Source organism: Chryseobacterium ureilyticum (assembly GCF_900156735.1).
Lineage (GTDB): Bacteria > Bacteroidota > Bacteroidia > Flavobacteriales > Weeksellaceae > Chryseobacterium > Chryseobacterium ureilyticum.
Map to the genome: position 1 here is coordinate 1,043,049 of NZ_FTOL01000001.1, position 20,332 is coordinate 1,063,380.

Annotated in this window: 20 protein-coding genes; all 20 read left to right on the forward strand. The window is 33.6% G+C overall.

Annotation, left to right across the window (positions count from 1 at the left end; all coding sequences use genetic code 11):
- Positions 1 to 11 precede the first annotated feature (11 nt).
- The 20 genes from atpA (at position 12) to BW983_RS04565 (ending at position 20,332) form a co-directional block, all read left to right on the forward strand.
- A complete protein-coding gene (atpA, locus tag BW983_RS04470) occupies positions 12 to 1,589 on the forward strand; it encodes a F0F1 ATP synthase subunit alpha (RefSeq protein ID WP_076550217.1) in 1,578 nt (525 codons plus the stop codon).
- A gap of 76 nt (positions 1,590 to 1,665) precedes the next feature.
- Positions 1,666 to 2,529, forward strand: a complete 864-nt coding sequence (gene atpG / locus BW983_RS04475; protein ID WP_068943512.1) for an ATP synthase F1 subunit gamma — start codon at positions 1,666 to 1,668, stop codon at positions 2,527 to 2,529.
- A gap of 270 nt (positions 2,530 to 2,799) precedes the next feature.
- The gene (locus tag BW983_RS04480) at positions 2,800 to 4,158 is read left to right on the forward strand and encodes a hemolysin family protein (RefSeq protein ID WP_076550219.1); all 1,359 of its coding nucleotides are present in this window, start codon (positions 2,800 to 2,802) and stop codon (positions 4,156 to 4,158) included.
- A gap of 12 nt (positions 4,159 to 4,170) precedes the next feature.
- Positions 4,171 to 4,476: an ATP-dependent Clp protease adaptor ClpS gene (locus tag BW983_RS04485; protein ID WP_076550220.1), complete on the forward strand. Its 306-nt coding sequence runs from the start codon at positions 4,171 to 4,173 to the stop codon at positions 4,474 to 4,476.
- A gap of 214 nt (positions 4,477 to 4,690) precedes the next feature.
- Entirely contained in the window at positions 4,691 to 5,305 is a 615-nt protein-coding gene (udk, locus tag BW983_RS04490) for a uridine kinase (RefSeq protein ID WP_045497309.1), read from the forward strand.
- A gap of 4 nt (positions 5,306 to 5,309) precedes the next feature.
- Positions 5,310 to 5,666 carry an FtsB family cell division protein gene (locus BW983_RS04495; protein WP_068943509.1) on the forward strand — a complete coding sequence of 119 codons (357 nt, stop codon included), beginning with the start codon at positions 5,310 to 5,312 and terminating at the stop codon, positions 5,664 to 5,666.
- A gap of 108 nt (positions 5,667 to 5,774) precedes the next feature.
- On the forward strand, positions 5,775 to 6,938 hold the full coding sequence (locus BW983_RS04500) for a methylmalonyl-CoA mutase family protein (RefSeq protein ID WP_076550222.1): 1,164 nt from the start codon (positions 5,775 to 5,777) through the stop codon (positions 6,936 to 6,938).
- Between the two features lie 143 nt (positions 6,939 to 7,081).
- Complete coding sequence (locus tag BW983_RS04505; RefSeq protein WP_076550223.1) at positions 7,082 to 8,251, forward strand: class I SAM-dependent methyltransferase; 1,170 nt, start codon at positions 7,082 to 7,084, stop codon at positions 8,249 to 8,251.
- A 136-nt stretch (positions 8,252 to 8,387) separates the two neighbouring features.
- Positions 8,388 to 8,663, forward strand: a complete 276-nt coding sequence (locus BW983_RS04510; RefSeq protein ID WP_076550225.1) for a hypothetical protein — start codon at positions 8,388 to 8,390, stop codon at positions 8,661 to 8,663.
- 169 nt (positions 8,664 to 8,832) lie between these two features.
- Positions 8,833 to 10,212, forward strand: coding sequence for a dipeptidase (locus tag BW983_RS04515; protein WP_076550227.1), 1,380 nt, complete (start codon positions 8,833 to 8,835; stop codon positions 10,210 to 10,212).
- 260 nt (positions 10,213 to 10,472) lie between these two features.
- A complete protein-coding gene (locus tag BW983_RS04520) occupies positions 10,473 to 11,315 on the forward strand; it encodes a T9SS-dependent choice-of-anchor J family protein (protein WP_076550228.1) in 843 nt (280 codons plus the stop codon).
- 259 nt (positions 11,316 to 11,574) lie between these two features.
- Positions 11,575 to 12,420, forward strand: coding sequence for a T9SS-dependent choice-of-anchor J family protein (locus BW983_RS04525; RefSeq protein ID WP_076550230.1), 846 nt, complete (start codon positions 11,575 to 11,577; stop codon positions 12,418 to 12,420).
- A gap of 266 nt (positions 12,421 to 12,686) precedes the next feature.
- Positions 12,687 to 13,604, forward strand: a complete 918-nt coding sequence (locus BW983_RS04530) for a T9SS type A sorting domain-containing protein (protein ID WP_076550232.1) — start codon at positions 12,687 to 12,689, stop codon at positions 13,602 to 13,604.
- Positions 13,605 to 13,863: 259 nt separating this feature from the next.
- Positions 13,864 to 14,775 (forward strand): T9SS type A sorting domain-containing protein, encoded by a 912-nt coding sequence (locus BW983_RS04535; RefSeq protein ID WP_076550233.1) that lies wholly within the window; start codon positions 13,864 to 13,866, stop codon positions 14,773 to 14,775.
- Positions 14,776 to 14,854: 79 nt separating this feature from the next.
- Positions 14,855 to 15,562 (forward strand): SDR family oxidoreductase, encoded by a 708-nt coding sequence (locus tag BW983_RS04540; RefSeq protein ID WP_084184303.1) that lies wholly within the window; start codon positions 14,855 to 14,857, stop codon positions 15,560 to 15,562.
- A 149-nt stretch (positions 15,563 to 15,711) separates the two neighbouring features.
- The gene (locus BW983_RS04545) at positions 15,712 to 16,458 is read left to right on the forward strand and encodes an electron transfer flavoprotein subunit beta/FixA family protein (protein ID WP_065398045.1); all 747 of its coding nucleotides are present in this window, start codon (positions 15,712 to 15,714) and stop codon (positions 16,456 to 16,458) included.
- Between the two features lie 40 nt (positions 16,459 to 16,498).
- Positions 16,499 to 17,446 (forward strand): electron transfer flavoprotein subunit alpha/FixB family protein, encoded by a 948-nt coding sequence (locus BW983_RS04550; protein WP_076550237.1) that lies wholly within the window; start codon positions 16,499 to 16,501, stop codon positions 17,444 to 17,446.
- A gap of 180 nt (positions 17,447 to 17,626) precedes the next feature.
- Entirely contained in the window at positions 17,627 to 18,226 is a 600-nt protein-coding gene (locus BW983_RS04555) for a bifunctional nuclease family protein (protein WP_076550238.1), read from the forward strand.
- A gap of 22 nt (positions 18,227 to 18,248) precedes the next feature.
- A complete protein-coding gene (locus tag BW983_RS04560; RefSeq protein ID WP_076550240.1) occupies positions 18,249 to 19,631 on the forward strand; it encodes a nucleoside permease in 1,383 nt (460 codons plus the stop codon).
- A 296-nt stretch (positions 19,632 to 19,927) separates the two neighbouring features.
- On the forward strand, positions 19,928 to 20,332 hold the full coding sequence (locus tag BW983_RS04565) for a hypothetical protein (RefSeq protein WP_076550241.1): 405 nt from the start codon (positions 19,928 to 19,930) through the stop codon (positions 20,330 to 20,332).

The following is a 20,332-nucleotide window of genomic DNA, read 5'->3' on the forward strand; positions in this document are numbered from 1 at the left end:
ACAACCATACAATGGCAGAAATAAATCCGGCAGAAGTATCTGCGATCTTAAAACAGCAATTGGCCAACTTCGATACTCAATCAAACGTTGAGGAAGTAGGTACAGTTTTAACCATCGGTGATGGTATTGCTCGTGTATACGGGTTAGAAAACGTACAATACGGAGAGTTGGTGAAATTTTCTAGTGATGTAGAAGGTATTGTACTTAACCTTGAAGAAGACAACGTAGGTGTTGCTCTACTTGGTGAAAGTAAATTAGTAAAAGAAGGGGATACAGTAAGAAGAACAAACAGAATCTCTTCTATCAAAGTAGGAGAAGGTATGTTAGGAAGAGTAGTAGATACTCTTGGTAACCCTATCGATGGTAAAGGTCCTATCACAGGAGATTTATACGAAATGCCATTAGAAAGAAAAGCTCCTGGAGTTATCTTCAGACAACCGGTAACTGAGCCTTTACAGTCTGGTATCGTTGCAATTGATGCGATGATTCCTGTAGGAAGAGGTCAGAGAGAGCTTATCATTGGTGACAGACAAACAGGTAAAACTACTGTTGCGATCGATACGATCATCAACCAAAAAGAATTCTTTGATGCTGGTAAACCAGTATATTGTATATATGTTGCTATCGGTCAGAAAGCTTCTACTGTAGCACAAATCGTTAAAACACTTTCTGATAAAGGAGCTTTAGCTTATACGGTAATCGTTGCAGCTAACGCATCAGATCCAGTTCCAATGCAGGTATATTCTGCAATGGCAGGAGCTTCTATCGGTGAGTTCTTCAGAGACACTGGTAGACCAGCGCTTATCGTTTATGATGATTTATCTAAACAAGCTGTTGCTTACCGTGAGCTTTCTCTACTATTGAGAAGACCACCGGGTCGTGAAGCTTACCCTGGAGACGTTTTCTATCTTCACTCAAGACTATTGGAAAGAGCTGCAAAAGTAATTGCTGATGATAACATCGCTAAGCAAATGAACGATTTACCAGAATCTCTTAGACCAATCGTGAAAGGTGGTGGTTCATTAACTGCTCTTCCAATCATCGAAACTCAGGCTGGTGACGTTTCTGCATATATCCCTACAAACGTAATCTCTATTACAGACGGACAAATCTTCTTGGAGTCTGATCTATTCAACTCAGGGGTTCGTCCTGCGATCAACGTAGGTATCTCTGTATCGAGAGTAGGAGGTAACGCTCAGATCAAATCAATGAAAAAAGTTTCTGGTACTCTTAAATTAGACCAGGCTCAATATAAAGAACTTGAAGCGTTTGCTAAATTCGGTTCTGACCTTGATGCTTCTACTTTAGCAGTAATCTCTAAAGGAGAAAGAAACGTAGAGATCCTTAAGCAGCCGGTAAATGCACCACTTCCTGTAGACAGTCAGGTAGCGATCGTATATGCTGGAACAGAAAACTTAATGAGAAACGTTCCATTGAACAAGATTAAAGAATTCCAACACGAATATATCGAGTTCCTAAGATCTAAGCACCCTGATACAATGGCTGCTATTAAGTCTGGAAAAATCGATAACGATATTACAAGCGTTCTTAAGCAGGCAGCTAACGATTTAGCTTCTAAATACAACTAAAAAAGTCAATGTTTAAGGTTTAAAATTGAATGTTTTAAGCCTTAAACTTTAGACCTTAAACTTTGAACCCAAATTAATGGCAAACTTAAAAGAAATACGAGGCAGAATTACGTCAATTTCATCTACGATGCAGATTACACGTGCTATGAAGATGGTTTCCGCAGCGAAACTTAAAAAAGCACAGGACGCAATCGTAATGTTAAGACCTTATTCTGAAAAATTACAGGAGCTTATCCAGAATGTAAATTCTAGCTCTGATCCTGACCAGGTTTCTGTATATGCTCAGAAAAGAGAGGTTAAAAGAATACTTTTCATCGCTGTTACTTCAAACAGAGGTCTTGCGGGAGCTTTTAACTCTTCAATCGTAAAAGAGCTTAACCTTCAGTTCCAGAACAACTCTCAGTATGAGATTGAAGTTCTTCCTGTAGGTAAAAAAGTATATGATGCTGTAAGAAGAAATCGTTCAGTATATGCTAATGGAAGTTCTGTTTATGATAATCTGAACTTTGATGCAGTTGCTCATATCACTGAAGGAGTAATGACAAGCTTCAAAGAAGGAAAATTTGACGAAGTTTATGTTATCTATAACAAATTCGTTAATGCAGCTACTCAAGAGGTAACTACAGAACAACTTCTTCCAATCTCAATGCCTGAAACTACAGAACCACAGGTTGAAACAGATTATATCTTTGAACCAAACAGAGCTGAGATCTTGGATAACTTAATTCCAAAGTCTATCAAAACTCAGGTTTTCAAAGCAATCTTAGATTCAGTAGCATCTGAGCACGGAGCTAGAATGACTGCAATGCATAAAGCTACAGACAACGCAGAAGCTTTGAGAAATGATCTTAAGATTTTCTACAACAAAGCAAGACAGGCTGCAATTACCAACGAAATCTTGGAAATTGTTTCCGGAGCAGAAGCTTTAAAAAATTCGTAAAGAATTATTTTAACATACAATCAAAAGCATCGATATTATCGGTGCTTTTTTTGTTATTAAAGGGTTAAAATTGCAATTAAGCAGTCAAAAAGGCATCTTTTAAGGAAGAAATGAAAAGGATGTTCAATTATTTTTTTTATTAAAAAATAGATAGGTTTAAATCGGTCAAATTTCTCCTCAAAAATTCCTCTATTGAAATAATCTATCCGGGATTCAGGTTATTTATATTTTGCATATCTTTGTAGCTAATAAAATTTATACAACTTCTAAATGGACTCGGACATAGTCAGGCTTTTGCTGGCCTTATTTCTTGTTTTACTAAATGGCTTCTTCGTAGCCGCAGAATTTTCAATTGTTAAAGTTCGTTACTCTCAAATTCAATTAAAAGCCGCAGAAGGGGATTCTATGGCAAAGCAGGCAGAGCATATCATCAAACATTTGGATGAATATCTTTCTGCTACACAATTAGGAATTACATTGGCATCCCTTGCCCTTGGTTGGGTAGGAGAGAGCGCCCTGCATCATATTGTTGAAAACATATTTCACTCTTTAAATGTAGAATTAACCCAAACAACAATTACTACCATTTCAGTGGTGACTAGTTTTGTGTTGATTACCATTATGCATATTGTATTTGGTGAACTTATTCCAAAATCAATAGCCATCAGAAAATCTGAAGCAACAACAATGGCAACAGCAGTTCCATTGAGGGTTTTTTATACGATTTTTAAACCGTTTATCTGGTTGATGAACTCAATGTCTAACGGATTTTTAAGACTTGTAAAAATTCACCCGGCATCTGAACAGGAAATTCACTCTACAGAAGAACTTCAGCTTTTGGTAAAGCAAAGTGCAGATAGTGGTGAAATTGAAGAAGAGAACTATGAGATTATCAAAAATGCGTTTGATTTTACAGATCACTCTGCAAAACAGATCATGGTTCCAAGACAGAACATAACATCTATCGACTTTGAAGAAGATGTGAATGATATTATCAACAAGATCATGGATAGCGGATATTCCCGTATTCCTGTTTATCTTGATTCTATTGACAATGTAATAGGTATTTTCTATACAAAGGAAATTATCAGAGAATATGTGAAAAGAAAAGGAGCTTTAGATCATGAAGATCTTAAAGACCTTATGCGTGATGCCTTTTTCGTAGTAGAAAGCAAAAAAGTTTCAGACTTATTAAAGATTTTCCAACAGAAAAAACAACACCTTGCCATCGTTATTGATGAATTTGGTGGAACTGAAGGTATTATTACACTTGAAGATATTCTGGAAGAACTTGTAGGGGAAATTCAGGATGAAGAAGATGAAGAAGAAAAGATCGTTGATAAAATTGCTGACAACACCTATTGGGTACAGGCTACACAACCTTTGGATGAAATTAATGAATTTTTACCTAAAAAACTACCACTTTCTGAGGAAAGCGAGTACAATTCATTAGCAGGATTTATTCTTTATGAATTGGAAGATATTCCTGAAGAAAACCAGGAGTTTGATCTTGATCATTATCATTTCAAAATTCTGAAGATGAACAATAAAAGCGTTGAGCTTGTAGAATTGATTTATCAGGAACCTAATGCTATCGATAATCTAGCAGATAAAATTGGAGAAGTTTAAAAACAGCTAAGAATGAATTTTTATAATACTATAAAAGACTACGAAAATCCAAAACGTCAGTATGAAGAAGAAGTTCTTGTTTTGGACGATACGGATGATATCTATAAACTTGTGTTACATAATGATGATATTCATACATTCGATTATGTAATAGACAGTCTGATCGAAATTTGTAAGCATACATTAGAGCAGGCAGAACAATGTACAATTCTTGTCCATTATAAGGGCAAATGTACCGTAAAAACAGGCTCATTGGATACTTTGAAACCTATGCACGAAAAATTAATTTCACGAGAATTAACAAGTGAAATCTTATAAAATAAAAACCGACAATTTAATTTTAATTGTCGGTTTTTTTATTGAATATAGAGATGAAAATCTAGTAATAACAATACATCACAAAGAATGACTGCATTCCGGGAAGTTTTTTAATCTTTAAATGCTTTAATCTTTAAATTTCTCAATATTCTTGCATTGCCACATTTTATCTAAAATAGTATATTTGTACCAACTATAAAGAAACAAAAAAACAATGCTTGTAATAGGAATTGCTGGTGGGACAGGATCCGGCAAAACTACAGTTGTTGATAAGATACTTCAGCAGCTTGATATCGAAGGAATGAACATCCTTTCTCAGGATAATTATTATCACGACAACCAAGGTCTTACACTGACAGAAAGAGAGGCTTTAAATTATGACCATCCGAAGTCAATAGATTTTGAATTATTGATAAAACATGTGAAAGCTTTAAAAAATAATGAGCCTATTGAACAGCCTATTTATAGCTTTGTAACACATTCCAGAACGGGAGATCACGTTACTGTAGAGCCTAAAAATGTATTGGTAGTAGAAGGAATTTTGGTTCTTACTAATAAAGAATTATTAAAAGAATTTGATCTGAAAGTATTCGTTCATGCAGATTCTGATGAAAGATTAATCAGGAGGATCAGAAGAGATACCCAAGAAAGAGGAAGAGATCTGAGCGAGGTATTACATCGTTATCAGACTACTTTAAAGCCAATGCACCAGGAATTCATCGAACCATCTAAAAATGATGCCGATCTTATTATTCCAAATATGAAACAGAATTCCGTAGCCATTGATTTTTTAACTACTGTTATTAAAAACTCGTTGAAAAAACATTAAAAAAATGGAAGAAAATAACCTTATCAAAGACATTCAGCCGAAATCTGAAACATTCAAACTTATCCAAAAATATGTGTTGAATAAGTATACCATTACGATCTGTCTGTTTTTGGTATGGATGATTTTCTTCGACAAAACTTCATTTCTTGTAATTAACGAACTGAATGGTGAGATTCATAAATATGAAGATCAATTGGAGTATTATAAAAAAGAATACGAAAAGAACGATGCCTTCTATAAAAAATTGATGAACAACAAATCAGAAAAGGAAAAATACGCAAGAGAAAATTATTTTATGAAGAAACCTAATGAAGAAATCTTCATTCTGGTAGTAGACAGTACAAAAGTCGCTAAGAAATAAAAGAGTGGTAAAAAGCGTCAATAATGAATGGTAAATGAGGTATTTGATGGAAACTATTCACTTGCGAAGCAAATTCACCATTGACAATTCACAATTTAAACAAAACTAATGTCAAATACAGCTATACTTCCAAACTGGGAAAATTTAGTAAAAAAACAGCTTAAAACAGAAGATATTTATCCTATTCTGGAAAAGGAAAACCTTGAAAGAATAGAGGTGAAGCCTTTTTATACAGATGTTAAAAAACCTTTGGTAAATCTACCGAAAGTTGAAGAAAGTACCCATTTGGTCGCAACATACCACGAAAGTCTGGAAGAAGAAGTATTTGCATTTTTACTTGATCAGAATGTAGAAAATCTGGATGAGAAAACCATTTTCGTTAACAATAAAGATCTTGCAGGACATATCAGCCCACAGGAAGATGACCAGTATTTTTCTTTAATTGATGTATTTAATGAAAAAGAGGCAACGATTGATGATCAATTGGCAAAAGAATTATTGGCAAAAGAATTCAAAAGAAGCATTTGTGTTGATATTTCATTACATCAGAATGCCGGAGCAGCTATTTATCAACAACTTGGTATTGCCTTAGCAAAAACAAAGGAACTCGTAGAAGTATACGGACCGGAAATTCTTAATAAACTGATCTTTAAAATAGCTGTTGGCGGAAATTATTTCTTTGAAATGGCAAAATTAAGAGCTTTTAAAATAGTTTTTAACCAACTTTCCAAAGAATACGGATTGGATGAAGTTCCTTACATATTTGCAGAAACCTCTCTTAGAAATAAAGCTGTTTCTGATAATGAGAACAATTTGATTCGTTCTACACTGGAGCTGGCTTCAGCAATGATTGGAGGAGCAGATGCCGTTTTTACAAACAATTATCTTGTAAACAGAAGTACAGATAACTCTGAAGAAATTTCTTTCAAGCAACAGATCGTTCTGGCTTACGAAAGTATCATCAATGTATTTGAAGATGCAGCTAACGGAAGCTATTATGTAGAAGATGTCACTCAGCAGATTGCAGAAAAATCTTGGGCTTTATTTGTTGAAATAGAAGAAGAAGGAGGATATTTGGAGCTTTTAAAACAAGGAATCATTCAGAAAAAGATCTATGAGCAGGCTGTTGCTGAGCAACAATGGATTGAAGAAGGAAAAATAAAGCTGATTGGAGTTAATTTATACCCCAAATTAGAAGTTAAAAAGTCAATCGAAGAACTGTATAACGAAAACGAAATAAAAGCCGTTCGTTGGGCAGAAATGTTTGAATAGATCATCTTAAAATAAACTAAGATACTTCGACTCCGTTCAAGATAACAACCGTTAAAATTTAATACCTTAATTTTTTAAAACAGCAAATTAAGCAATTAATATTAGCGTTGTCATGCTGAACGGAGTCGAAGCATTTTAACCTAATGAATGTAAAATTTGTGAAATCTGTGGTTAAACTATTAAATAAAGAAGTTCAAGACTATATCAATGCAAATCTAAAGGCAGATCTGCACTCATTACTATTAAAAAAATCTCCGTTTCCTGAAGTTTCTATGCAGGAAATTGTACAACAAATCAAAGGAAAACAGGTCGCTGAAAAAAAGTTTCCCTTTTTATTAAAACATGGAATAATCTTTCCACCACAGCTCAATATGGAGCAATCATCATCCGAAAAGACTGCTCTTTATAAATCTCAAATTTTAAAAGGTAAAAAGTTTATTGATCTTACAAGTGGCTTCGGAATCGATGCTTATTACTTATCACAAAACTTTGAGGAAGTTACCTTAATAGAGCAAAACACAGAACTTTTAGAGATTGTAGAACATAATTGGACTGTTTTAGGAAGGAAAGCAAGGTTTATCAATCGTAAATTGGAAGATTTCTTGAATGAAAACCAAGAACATTTCGATACTGTTTACTTAGATCCAGCCCGAAGAGATCAGAATAAAAATAAAGTCTTTCTTTTAGAAGACCTTTCTCCGAATATTCTTGAAATTCATGATAATTTATTATCAATCTCAGATCAGGTGATCATTAAGTTATCTCCTTTGATTGATTTAAAATATCTTGTTTCCGTACTTCCGAATATTTTCAGAATTGATATTATTGCCCTTAAAAACGATGTGAAGGAAGTTGTAGTCTTTTTGTCCAAAGAAAATAAAAATGGGATTATTTGCAATTGTGTGAATCTTGAGAGCGAAGAATCTACCTTTAGCTTCACATTTGGAGAAGAAGAAAATGCCCAATCTGAGTATTCCGAACCTGAAAAATTCATATATATTCCTAATAATTCTATTTTAAAGGCAGGAATCTTTAATTTAATTTCAGAAAAATTTCAATTAAAAAAATTACATTCCAATACCCATCTTTATACATCCTCAGAAAAAGATGAAGACTTTCCTGGAAGAGTTTTTGAAATGGAAGTTATTGATTCTAAAAAGATTAAAAAGAAATACCAATTCAATATTATTTCAAAAAACTACCCTTTAAAACCCGAGGAAATCAAAAAGAAATATGGATTGAAAGATGGGGGAAATAACTACCTTATTTTTACACAGTCCAAAAAAGGGAAAATTATTTTAAAATCAGTATAAAAATGTTGCCAAAAGAAACAGGATTTCTTAATTTTGGGCAATCAAAAATTTGAGCATGAAATCGCTCGCTGTTTAGAGATCAGAATAGATTAGAATAGTGCGGTTCTATATGACATTTAAAAAATAAATTTTACATATGAAAAAATTAGTTATATGTTTAGCGATTGCAACGGTAGCTGTAAGCTGTAAAAAAGTACCGCAGGGAGGAAACAAAGGTACTTTGAAACTTGAAGAAGGAGCAGAAAGATATTCTGACGATGCTCAGGGTGGAGAAGCTCATGCTACACATGAAGCTACTGCTGAACACAAGGAAGATGCAGCAAAACCAGAAGCTGTAACTCCTAAAACAGATAGTACTGCTGCTGCAAAGCCTGCTGAAACAAAAGAAGAGGCTCCAAAAGCTGGACACTAATTAGTAGTATACAATATACAATTGCCCTGTACAAACAGGGCATTTTTTATTTAAAAAAATGACGGATTGATTAATTCAGGTGAAATAATATTATTCTTTAGAAAATCACTGTGTTTTTGCTTGGTCCAGCGGTGCATTTTTTTTAATTTTAACAAAATAAATTTTTACAATGCAAGAGACATTAAATTACATTAACGAAAACAAACAGCGTTTCGTGGATGAATTATTTGAGTTATTGAGAATTCCTTCTATTTCTGCAGATCCGGCATATAAAGATGACGTATTGAAATGTGCAGATGTAGTGGCAGCACACCTTAAAAATGCAGGAGCTGATAATGTTGAAGTTTGCCAGACAAAAGGGTATCCAATTGTTTTCGGAGAGAAAATTTTAGATAAAAGCTTACCTACGGTATTGGTGTATGGGCATTATGATGTTCAGCCAGCTGATCCATTAGAATTATGGACAAAACCCCCTTTCGAGCCATATATCGAAAAAACTGAACTTCACCCGGACGGAGCAATCTTTGCAAGAGGAGCGGCTGATGACAAAGGACAATTCTTTATGCATTTGAAAGCTTTCGAAGCGATGATGAAAACCAATGCTCTTCCTTGCAATGTTAAATTTATCCTAGAAGGTGAAGAAGAAGTAGGATCTGTAAGCTTAGGAGACTGGGTAAATGAAAATAAAGAGAAATTAGCGTGCGACTGTATTTTAATTTCAGATACTCATATTTATAGCAACGAGCAACCGACTGTTACAACAGGGTTAAGAGGATTAAGTTATGTAGAAGTAGAAGTGGAAGGTCCAAACAGAGACTTACACTCAGGTCTTTATGGTGGAGCTGTTCCAAACCCTATCCACGTTCTTTCAAGAATGATCGCTAATCTGATTGATGAAAACGGTCATATTACCATTGATGGGTTCTATGATAACGTAGAAACTGTTTCTGATGCTGAGAGAGCTGAAATGAACAAGTTAAAAGACAATCCTGAAGAATTCAAAAAATCAATTGGATTAAGCAATATTGAAGGGGAAAAAGGTTATACAACATTAGAGAGAACATCTATTCGTCCTACTTTAGACTGCAACGGAATTTGGGGTGGCTATACAGGTGAAGGTGCTAAAACTGTAATTCCTTCAAAGGCTTTTGCTAAAATTTCAATGCGTTTAGTTCCTTACCAGACTCCTCAGGAGATCACGGAAAAATTCACGAAATATTTTGAAAAGATTGCTCCAGATACAGTAAAAATAAAAGTAACACCTCACCACGGAGGTATGCCTTATGTTTTACCAACAGATACCAAAGAATTTGCTGCTGCTAAACAAGCAATGGAAACAGCTTTCGGGAAAGAAGTTCTTCCGTACAGAGGAGGAGGAAGTATTCCAATTACAGCTATGTTTGAACAGATTTTAGGAGCTAAATCTGTATTAATGGGCTTCGGATTAGATTCAGATGCAATTCATTCTCCAAATGAGCACTACGGATTATTTAATTTCTATAAGGGAATTGAAAGTATTCCAATGTTTTTTGAAAACTATTCAAAATAATAGTTAAATATTTATAAGATATTTTTACAAAACGAGGCGTTTCTTTATGAAATGCCTCGTTTTTTTTATAATAGATTGGGATTGATTAAAAATAACAATGTGAAAATTGATTTTTATTTGTTTTTGAGGTTAATTTAATTTTTTTAATCTTAAAAGTTTGTTTTTAATAAAGCAAAAAATAAATTTGGTAAAATTCAGTAATTCAAATCTTTAAGAATGATTTGCTGTGTGAATTTATTAATAACCTTTATTAAATATTTATGAAAAAACTATTATTCTCTATTGTAGTTGTATCGTCTTGTACAGCTTTATTTGTTAATGCACAAACTGTGATTTATGAAGAAACATTTGATTCAGTCATTCCACCTAGTTTGCCTGTAGGTGTAGAATTAGATGACATGGATAGTGATGGTGATAATTGGACGACAGATGATAGTGCTTCTTTGAGTGGAATGGGTGGAGTGTATAATTTTACAGGAAAATTAGCTGTCTCTGCTTCTTATTATGGCTTGGATCCTAATAATTTCCTGATAACCCCGGGGATTAGTGTGCCAGCAGGAGAGACTGTTACATTGAGTTTTTTAATAGCGGGATTGAAGTTTCCTGAGATTCCAGGTTTCCCAGTACAAAATAATGAGGAACACTATGCAGTGTATGTTATTTCTGCTAATGGTGTTTATGAAGGGATAGAAACTCCAATTCATGAAGAAACTATATCTCCAGGTATTACATTTGAAAGAAACTTGGATTTATCAGCTTTCGCTGGACAGACTGTTAAAATTTATTTTAGACATTTTAACAGTGCTAATCAAGCAGCTTTGATGTTGGATGATATAAAAGTTGTACAAGGAGGAAGTTTGGGAACTTCTGAAAATAATCTTATTTCTGAATTAAAAGTATTTCCCAATCCTTCTTCTGATTATGTTTATTTAAGCTCTAAATCAAAGATAAATCAAGTGCAAGTTTTCGATTCAACAGGAAGAAAAGTAGAAGTGAAATTAATTGATAATAAAGTAGATGTGAGGAATCTTCCAGTCGGAAATTATTGGTTTTCTATAACAACTGGAGGTAAAACCATTTCAAAAAAAATAATTAAAAAGTAAAGTCTAATTTATAAAATTATTTTATTTATTTTATATTGAATAAGATGATTGTTTATTAAATGTTTTGTTTTTGTTTGATTAATTAAAAATAATAACATGAAAACTGCTTTTTGTTTGTTTATTATGAATATTTTGATTTTTCGTCTCTGAAAGTTTGTTTTTAATAGAGCAAAAGATAAATTTGATAAAATTCAGTAATCCAAATATTTAAAAATATTTTATTGAGTCTAAATTTATTAATAACCTTTATTAAACATTTATGAAAAAATTATTATTCTCGATTGCAGCTGTATTATCCTGCTCAATTTTACATGTTAACGCACAAAATGTGATTTATGAAGAAACATTTGATTCGGTTAATCCGCCCGATTTACCTACAACTATTACCTTAAATGATATTGATCTAGATGGCTATAATTGGCTGACGGTGGATACTTCTTCATTGAATTCGTTTGATGGAACTTATAATTTTACTGGGAATGTAGCGGTTTCTCTTTCTTATGATTTATTTAATAATATGGATCCTGATAATTTACTGATAACACCCGAGATTGTTTTGCCGGTAGGAGAGGCTGCTGTATTAAGCTTTTTAACAGCAGGATTGAAGTTACCTTCTGATGTACCACGAAATAGTGATGAGCATTATGGGGTATATGTTATCCCGGTTGGTAATGGTTATCAAGGGGGAGAAATACCTGTTCATGAAGAAACACTTCCTCAGCCGGGAGCTACTTTTGAAAGAAGTATTGATTTATCTGCTTTTGCAGGGCAGACTGTCAAAATTTATTTTAGGCATTTTAATAGTGCTAATCAGCATGCTTTAATTTTGGATGATGTAAAAGTTATACAAGGAAATCTGGGAACTTCTGAAAATAATATCATTTCTGAACAAGTGAAAATATATCCAAATCCATCGTTTGACTACGTTTATTTAAACTCTAGATCTAAAATAAATCAAGTACAGGTTTTCGATTCAACAGGAAGAAAAGTAAATGTGAAATTAATTGATAATAAAGTAGATGTAAGAGGTCTCCCGACCGGAAATTATTGGTTTTCTATAACAACCGGAGGTAAAACCATTTCAAAAACAATAATTAAAAAGTAAAGTCCGATTTACAGACTGTTTTTTTTCTCTTTTTTATACCACGAGTATATGAGTTCTTGCTTTATATATTCGTGGTTAAAATGTAGATATGAGAGTGGCAATAATTAATATCTGATATTATAGCTTGGTTCAAGAGCTGAACATGGTTTAAAAATGACTCTTTTAAAATAAATTCATTAAGAATAAAGACTTTATTTTTTTATTTATGATAAATTATTTCACCATTTGTAGAAAGTTTATATTTTTAATACAAACTTAAAATTACCATGAAAAAATTCTACACAATCGCTTTTTCTGTGTTGGCAACATTGTTTTTTGCTCAACAAACCGCATCCTTTGAAGATAATGAAGGATTTATAGAGGGAAATATCCATGGACAAGGAGACTGGATTAGTACCCCTACCGGGGGAATTCCTGAAAATATAACCAATCAGATTATATGTGTTGATCATGCTTCGGATGGAGAACGTTCTCTGAAAATTGTAAAAGAGCCAGTTTTCGGTACACAAACTGAACCTATCATTGGGGCTTTTTATCTTCCTCCAACGCCCATTGCTTATAATAACTTTTCAGTTTCATTTGATATTAATATGTCACAACTTAATGGATCGGTCTTTGGTTTTCAAGGGGTAGATAGTATTGCTGAACAGTTTATTGTAAGGTTAGATTTTGATAAAACAGGAGCGATAAAGATATTGCGCTCTGTTTCCGGAGTGCCGCAACTTGTTTCTACAGGAGGAATATGGTTACCAAATACCTGGTATAAAGTAAAGTTGATAGGAACAGCAACAGAAATTAAATATTACCTGAATGATAATTTGATTTACACGAGTTCAGTAGTTAATTTATTAAATATGGATCAACTGCGTTTTGTACACGATAATACCTTAGGGGTGGCTTATATTGATAATGTTAAGATTAATAATGAAATAGTATTATCCGTTAAAGATTCAACGGTAAAAGATGATAAAATTACGTTGTATCCGAATCCTGTGGAGGATTATCTCTATATAAAGTCGGAATCCAGAGTTAATAATGTTGAAATTTTCAACCTTGATGGACAGAAAATCGATGTGATTTGTACAGATAATAAGGTAAATGTAAAAAAACTTCAACCAAATACATATTTTATGAAAGCTATAATTGATGGTAGAATTAATTATCAAAAATTTATTAAAAAATAATTATTATGTTATAATAGATAAAAAGAGGTGTTTTCAAGGAAAATGCCTCTGTTATTGTTGTTGATGATGTTTTTATTTATGATTATTGTGATATCTCTTTATTAATTATTTGTTTTTTATCTTTTATTGTTATTTTATTTCAAATGTTAATATTGTTTATTTTTTAATGATTAATATTAATTATGGTTAATTTTTTTAATCAAATTACTTTTTTATTTGTATTTAAATTGCTAGTTTTACATGAACTAAAAAAAATATCATGAAGAAAACTTTACTATTGGGTGCGTTTTTAGGATTATGCTCTTTAAATGCACAAACAACAATTTTTAATCAAACAGTTACAAGTGATAATGGAATCGTTGCCGATGCCTTAGCAAATGGAAACTTTGTTGCATCCGCAGATGATTTTAGATTTACAAATCAGAACAGAGTTACAAAAGTAAAAGTATTAGGTTTTCAAAATGCGGGAAACTTAGAGACTACTATTGCTACAGGAGCAATGCTTTATATTTATGCAGATGCTGCTGGATCCCCGGCGGGAATTCCTAATGGTGCAGGAACTCCAATTGCAGCAATAAATGTCGCTAAAGGAGCTCCTGGGTATTCTTTAGTGAAAACACTGACGGGATATACTTTTGAAATTGATGTAACAGCAGCGCTAAGCACCCCTGTTGTTTTATCCGCTAATACAAATTATTGGTTAGTGTTCGCAGCAAAAACAAATCAGACTAATTATGGAGCAAATAACGGTGATAATGGATTTAATTGGTTTTCAGGTACAATTAATGGCGCTCCTGCTAAACTTGTAGATCCTATGGATGCTTTTGGCGCTGGGGCTACAAATTGGAGTAAAATATCAGATCTTACAGCAGAACCAGCTTTTAATGGTCTTGCGTTTAGTATTGAAGGGCAAGATGCTACATTAGGAACTCATGAAATATTCAGTAATGTGAAACAAATGACAATATCTCCTAACCCAACTACTGATTATTTAAATATTAATTCTGCTGAAAAAATTAATTCTGTTGAAATTTTCGACATGAGTGGAAGAAAAGTAAGTACTAGCCTAGATGGAAACAAAATTAACGTGAGAAATCTGAATCCAGGAAGTTATATTATCAATATTGAAACTAAAGCAGGTAAAACAACTGAGAAGTTCATAAAAAAATAATAACTGATAAATCTTAGCATCAGTAAAGCGCTCCAATTGGAGCGTTTTTGTTATTTTAGAGAAATAAATTTTGAAGATTATGGTAAATAATAAAACAGCATATATAACAGGGGGAACGAAAGGAATAGGCTTTGGGATTGCTAAGATTTTGCTAGAAAACGGTATTTCAGTAGCATTTTCAGGGAGAAAAAGAGAAGATGTTATGAAGGCGGAGGAAGATCTTAAACAATATTCAGGAAATGTCCTAGGAATTGTATCAGATGTAAGAAGTTTGGAAAGTGAGCAGGAAGCTATAAAGTATGCAGTAGAAAAATTCGGAAGACTTGATTATGTAATTGCTAATGCCGGATTGGGAATATTTAAGCCTGTAGATGAACTTACGGCGGAAGAATGGAATGATATGATAGAAACTAACCTTACCGGCGCTTTTTACACATTAAAAGCTTCAGTAGAAGAATTAAAGAAAACGGAAGGCTATTATATTACCATTTCAAGTCTTGCAGGAGCGAACTTCTTTGAAAACGGAACAGGCTACAATGCATCAAAGTTCGGAGTGGTAGGTTTTACACAAGCTGCTATGATCGATTTAAGAAAATATAATATCAAATCTACAGTGATTATGCCGGGATCAGTTGCCACACATTTTAACGGAAATATTCCATCAGAAAAAGACAATTGGAAGATTCAGCCGGAAGATATGGGAAATCTGATATTGGATATTTTGAAGATGAATTCAAGGGTTCTGCCTAGTAAAATTGAGTTTAGAGCAACAAAACCAGCAAAGTAAATACTTCTAATGTATTGAATAATAATTTAGTAAGTATTATGCATGCATAATATATTTTTTATTTATATTAGCAAAAATTAATTCAAACAAAATCTCTGCATAAACTGTCATGATTTTATGCGTAAAAGAGAAAAAATAAAATAGTACACATGAAAATATTAGTTTGTATTAGTAGTGTTCCGGATACTACTTCCAAAATTAACTTTACAGCAGACAAATCTGCTTTCGACAAAAATGGAATTCAGTGGGTAATCAATCCTCTTGACGAATTTGCGTTAACAAAAGCGGTTAAACTTCAGGAATCTCAGGGAGCAACTGTAACAGTAATCAACGTAGGAGATGCTGCTACAGAACCTGTAATCAGAAAAGCTTTAGCGATCGGTGCTAACGATGCAGTAAGAGTAAACCTTGATCCAAAAGACAGTTATTCTACAGCAAAAGAAATTGCTGCAGTAGCTCAAAACGGAGGATATGATCTTATCCTTTGTGGAAAAGAATCAATCGATTATAACGGTGGTTCTGTACCAGGAATGGTAGCTCAGTTATTAAATCAACCTTTCGTAAACGCATCTGTAGGATTAGATGTAAACGGTAGCGAAGCAACTGCAGTAAGAGAAATCGAAGGAGGAAAAGAAACTATTTCTGTTAAATTACCTGCAATTATCGCAGGACAGAAAGGATTAGTAGATGAAAAAGACCTTATCATTCCAAACATGAGAGGAATTATGTCTGCAAGAACAAAACCTTTACAAGTAGTAGAGCCTACTTCTTCTGAAGTAAAAGTTCAGGGAGTATCTTATGACAGTGTTCCGCCAAGAGCAGCAGTGAAAATGGTTTCTCCGGATAATTTAGATGAATTGGTAAGATTACTTCACGAAGAAGCTAAAGTAATCTAATCTTTAAATTTTCAATCTTTTAATTTTTAAATTTAAAACAATGGCAGTATTCGTATACGCAGAAAATATAAACGGAGTTTACAAAAAAGCAGCTTTCGAAGCCGTTTCTTACGCAAAAGCTATTGCTGATAAAGCTGGAGAAACAGTTACAGCAATCTCTGTAAACCCTACTGATTCTTCAGATTTATTATACAAATATGGAGCATCAAACGTTATCAATATCAAGGACGAAGGTCTTAAAAACTTCTCAGCTAAAGCTTTTGCTCAGGCTGTAAATGAAGTGGTGGATGGAAATATCATCGTTTTCCCTCATACAACAGACGCTTCATCTATCGCTCCAATGCTTGCAGTAATGAAGAACTATTCTTTAATTACTAACGCTTTAGAGGCTCCAGAAAGTCTTTCTCCTTTCCAGGTAAAGAGAAGAGCATTCTCTGGAAAAGGATTCATGCACGCAAAAGCTGAAGGAAACGGAGTAATTGTTACTGTTTCTCAAAATGCTTTCGGTGTTAAAGAAAATACAGTATCAGGTTCAGAAGAAGTGAAAAACTTATCCGTAGCTAATGAAGATACTAAAGTGATTTCTCACGAACAAAGTTCAGGTAAATTAGACCTTAAAGAAGCGGAAGTTGTAGTTTCTGCAGGTAGAGGTATGAAAGGTCCTGAAAACTGGGGAATGATTGAAGAGCTTGCAAATGTTTTAGGAGCTGCTACAGCTTGTTCTAAGCCGGTTTCTGATATCGGATGGAGACCTCACACTGAGCACGTAGGACAAACAGGTAAGGCTATTGCACCAAATCTTTACATTGCTGTAGGGATCTCAGGAGCTATTCAGCACTTAGCTGGGGTAAACTCTTCAAAAACTATCGTAGTAATCAACAATGACGCTGAAGCACCATTCTTCAAGTCTGCAGATTACGGAGTAGTAGGAGATGCTTTCCAGATTATTCCTGCATTAACAGAGAAAATTAAAGCAATTAAAGGATAAAATTCAATGGAGTATAGTTAACTTTCTTTGCCTGTTGATTTTAATTATTCACTTGCAAAGTAAAATTAATGATTGGCCCATTGATAATCATAATAATACAATAAAAGCTCGGCTTTCCGGGCTTTTATTTTTGTGTAAAAAAGTGAAAACACAACAAAAAATTAATCTATATTTGTAGCTATGGATTATAAACAGCTAATTATTCGCGGAATATCGTACAGCCAGACTCAATCTGGGGCTTACGCATTGTTACTGGAGCATGAAGAAACACATATAAAATTACCTGTTGTTATAGGAAATTTCGAAGCTCAGTCGATCTCTCTTGGACTAGAAAAAGATATCCATCCACCGCGTCCTCTTACTCATGACCTCTTCACAAAATTTATAGTTTCTGCCAATTATGAACTGGTTTCTGTAATCATTTATCAGATTGTAGATGGCGTTTTCTTTTCAAATATCAACTTTAAAAATAAAGTTACCGAAGAAGAAATGATTCTTGATGCAAGAACTTCCGATGCCGTAGCTATGGCTGTGAGATTCGATGCACCTATTTTTACCACACAGCAGGTTCTGAATGAAGCTGGAATCTTATTAGAATTAGAAGATGTTTCGAAAGAAGAACAAACATTTTCAGAAACAGTACAAACAGAAGATAGCTTGAAATCTCTGTCTATGGATGAACTTCAGAAGCTATTGGATGATGCCGTTAAAGAAGAAGATTATGATACTGCCCTTGAGATTCAGGAAGAAATCAAGAGGAGGAAGAAGAAAATTGACTAAAGAGATACTTTTTATATAAACTATGAATTTAAAATTACGACTGACCATCCTCAGTTTTCTCCAATTTTTTGTTTGGGGAGCATGGCTGATTACGATGGCGAACTTTTGGTTTGGCACAAAACATTGGGACGGAACTCAGTTTGGAGCTGTTTTCGGAACAATGGGAATCGCTTCCATTTTCATGCCTACCATTACAGGGATTATTGCTGACCGTTGGATAAATGCTGAACGAATTTTCTCAGTATTACACATCCTGTATGGGGCTATGCTTTTCGTATTGCCGCATTCTGCAGATCCTAACTCATTTTTCACGGTAATGCTTGTCGCAATGTGTTTTTATATGCCGACTATTGCCCTTACCAATTCAATTTCCTATACCATTCTAAAAAATAACGGACTGGATGTAGTAAAAGACTTTCCACCAATCCGTGTATGGGGTACTATTGGGTTTATTGTGGCAATGTGGATCACAAACCTTAGTGGGAATAAAGCTACGGAAGGACAGTTTTACATTGGGGGAGCAGTAGCTATCTTTTTAGGAATTTACGCCCTTACATTACCGAAATGTCCACCACAAAAATTAATTGATAAAGACGCTCCTTTATCTGAACAGTTGGGATTAAATGCCTTTAAGCTTTTTGGAAACTATAAAATGGCGTTGTTTTTCCTTTTCTCAATGCTTTTAGGAGCAGCATTACAGTTGACAAACGCATATGGAGACGTATTTTTAAGTGAATTTGCTCACTTTCCAAAATATGCAGACTCATTTGTAGTACAGAGATCTACGATTATTATGTCAATATCTCAGGTATCAGAAACATTATTTATCTTGGCAATTCCTTTCTTCCTTAAGAAATTCGGGATTAAAAAAGTAATGTTGATGTCTATGTTGGCATGGGTGCTTAGATTTGGGTTCTTTGCTTATGGAGTTCCGGATGGATTTGGATTATCTCTCATCATTCTTTCATGTGTGGTGTATGGAATGGCTTTCGACTTCTTTAATATTTCAGGATCTCTTTTCGTAGAGACCACAACAGATAAAAAGATTCGCTCATCTGCGCAAGGTTTATTTATGATGATGACCAATGGTTTTGGAGCTGTTTTTGGTAGTTATATTGCAGGATGGGCTATTGATAAATTCTTTACACATAAATTTAATACAGTAACGGAATTATCAACCTATCTGGAAACAACACCAGAGAATCCTACTTTCTTAGAAATTTTAAAAAACAGTTTTAATGCAGTTATAAACTCAGACGGAACACTTTCTTCCGTTGTAATGGTTAAAGACTGGCACCAGATTTGGCTGTCATTTGCTATCTACTCGCTAGTTTTAGCAATATTCTTTGCCGTTTTGTTTAAGCACAAGCATAAACCTGAAGATGTTTCATCTGTGAAACATTAATTCAGTAAAATAAATAATATACAATTGCACTTTCGATAAGAAGGTGCAATTTTTTTGTTTTATACCAGTTCATAATTGAACATTAGCTGTTAATAAGCATAAAAAATGTTTTTAAATTATCTTAATGATTATTTTTAGAATTTAAAACTTGTTAATATATTATTAATATTATTGTTAAATATTTAATGCTTGTTGTGTTTTAATGTGGCTAATGATTGTTAGGGAAGTGAATTACATGTTTGAAAACAGATGATTTGAAAATGTGTTTTTTTTTGTATTTTGGCACTTTAGTAAATATGAAAAATATTCAGTTATTAGGATTGTTATTAGTGGTTGTAGGGAGCTTTCTGCCTTTGGTACATGTTCCTATTATTGGCAACTGGAATTATTGGAAGCTAGACCACTATTTGGCTATAGCATGCTGGATTCTTGCAGCGTGTGCAGTCTTTGGAATTGTAAATAACAGCACGAAAATTGTGAGATTTTTTGGAATTCTGCTTATTCTTCTATTCGCATTCACGCTGATTGCCGTTAAAATGCAGTCTTTAGAATACTTCAGCTTTCTACCTTTCAAATCCTGGAGAGAAACTTTTGCAGGAGTAGTTAAATTAAAATGGGGCTGGATTGTCGAGTTTTTAGGTGCTTTTATGATGGTTTTAACAAGGAATAATAAAAAAGTAAATCAACGTACACAAATTTAG

Excerpts from the sequence above, each read along its gene's own strand:
- udk (WP_045497309.1), top strand. The coding sequence starts at position 4,691 with ATGCTTGTAATAGGAATTGCTGGTGGGACAGGATCCGGCAAAACTACA.
- BW983_RS04510 (WP_076550225.1), top strand. The coding sequence starts at position 8,388 with ATGAAAAAATTAGTTATATGTTTAGCGATTGCAACGGTAGCTGTAAGC.
- BW983_RS04500 (WP_076550222.1), top strand. The coding sequence starts at position 5,775 with ATGTCAAATACAGCTATACTTCCAAACTGGGAAAATTTAGTAAAAAAA.
- BW983_RS04550 (WP_076550237.1), top strand. The coding sequence starts at position 16,499 with ATGGCAGTATTCGTATACGCAGAAAATATAAACGGAGTTTACAAAAAA.
- BW983_RS04530 (WP_076550232.1), top strand. The coding sequence starts at position 12,687 with ATGAAAAAATTCTACACAATCGCTTTTTCTGTGTTGGCAACATTGTTT.
- BW983_RS04520 (WP_076550228.1), top strand. The coding sequence starts at position 10,473 with ATGAAAAAACTATTATTCTCTATTGTAGTTGTATCGTCTTGTACAGCT.
- BW983_RS04485 (WP_076550220.1), top strand. The coding sequence starts at position 4,171 with ATGAATTTTTATAATACTATAAAAGACTACGAAAATCCAAAACGTCAG.
- BW983_RS04560 (WP_076550240.1), top strand. The coding sequence starts at position 18,249 with ATGAATTTAAAATTACGACTGACCATCCTCAGTTTTCTCCAATTTTTT.
- BW983_RS04555 (WP_076550238.1), top strand. The coding sequence starts at position 17,627 with ATGGATTATAAACAGCTAATTATTCGCGGAATATCGTACAGCCAGACT.
- BW983_RS04545 (WP_065398045.1), top strand. The coding sequence starts at position 15,712 with ATGAAAATATTAGTTTGTATTAGTAGTGTTCCGGATACTACTTCCAAA.
- BW983_RS04535 (WP_076550233.1), top strand. The coding sequence starts at position 13,864 with ATGAAGAAAACTTTACTATTGGGTGCGTTTTTAGGATTATGCTCTTTA.
- BW983_RS04565 (WP_076550241.1), top strand. The coding sequence starts at position 19,928 with ATGAAAAATATTCAGTTATTAGGATTGTTATTAGTGGTTGTAGGGAGC.
- BW983_RS04515 (WP_076550227.1), top strand. The coding sequence starts at position 8,833 with ATGCAAGAGACATTAAATTACATTAACGAAAACAAACAGCGTTTCGTG.
- atpA (WP_076550217.1), top strand. The coding sequence starts at position 12 with ATGGCAGAAATAAATCCGGCAGAAGTATCTGCGATCTTAAAACAGCAA.
- BW983_RS04540 (WP_084184303.1), top strand. The coding sequence starts at position 14,855 with ATGGTAAATAATAAAACAGCATATATAACAGGGGGAACGAAAGGAATA.
- BW983_RS04480 (WP_076550219.1), top strand. The coding sequence starts at position 2,800 with ATGGACTCGGACATAGTCAGGCTTTTGCTGGCCTTATTTCTTGTTTTA.
- BW983_RS04525 (WP_076550230.1), top strand. The coding sequence starts at position 11,575 with ATGAAAAAATTATTATTCTCGATTGCAGCTGTATTATCCTGCTCAATT.
- BW983_RS04495 (WP_068943509.1), top strand. The coding sequence starts at position 5,310 with ATGGAAGAAAATAACCTTATCAAAGACATTCAGCCGAAATCTGAAACA.
- BW983_RS04505 (WP_076550223.1), top strand. The coding sequence starts at position 7,082 with ATGAATGTAAAATTTGTGAAATCTGTGGTTAAACTATTAAATAAAGAA.
- atpG (WP_068943512.1), top strand. The coding sequence starts at position 1,666 with ATGGCAAACTTAAAAGAAATACGAGGCAGAATTACGTCAATTTCATCT.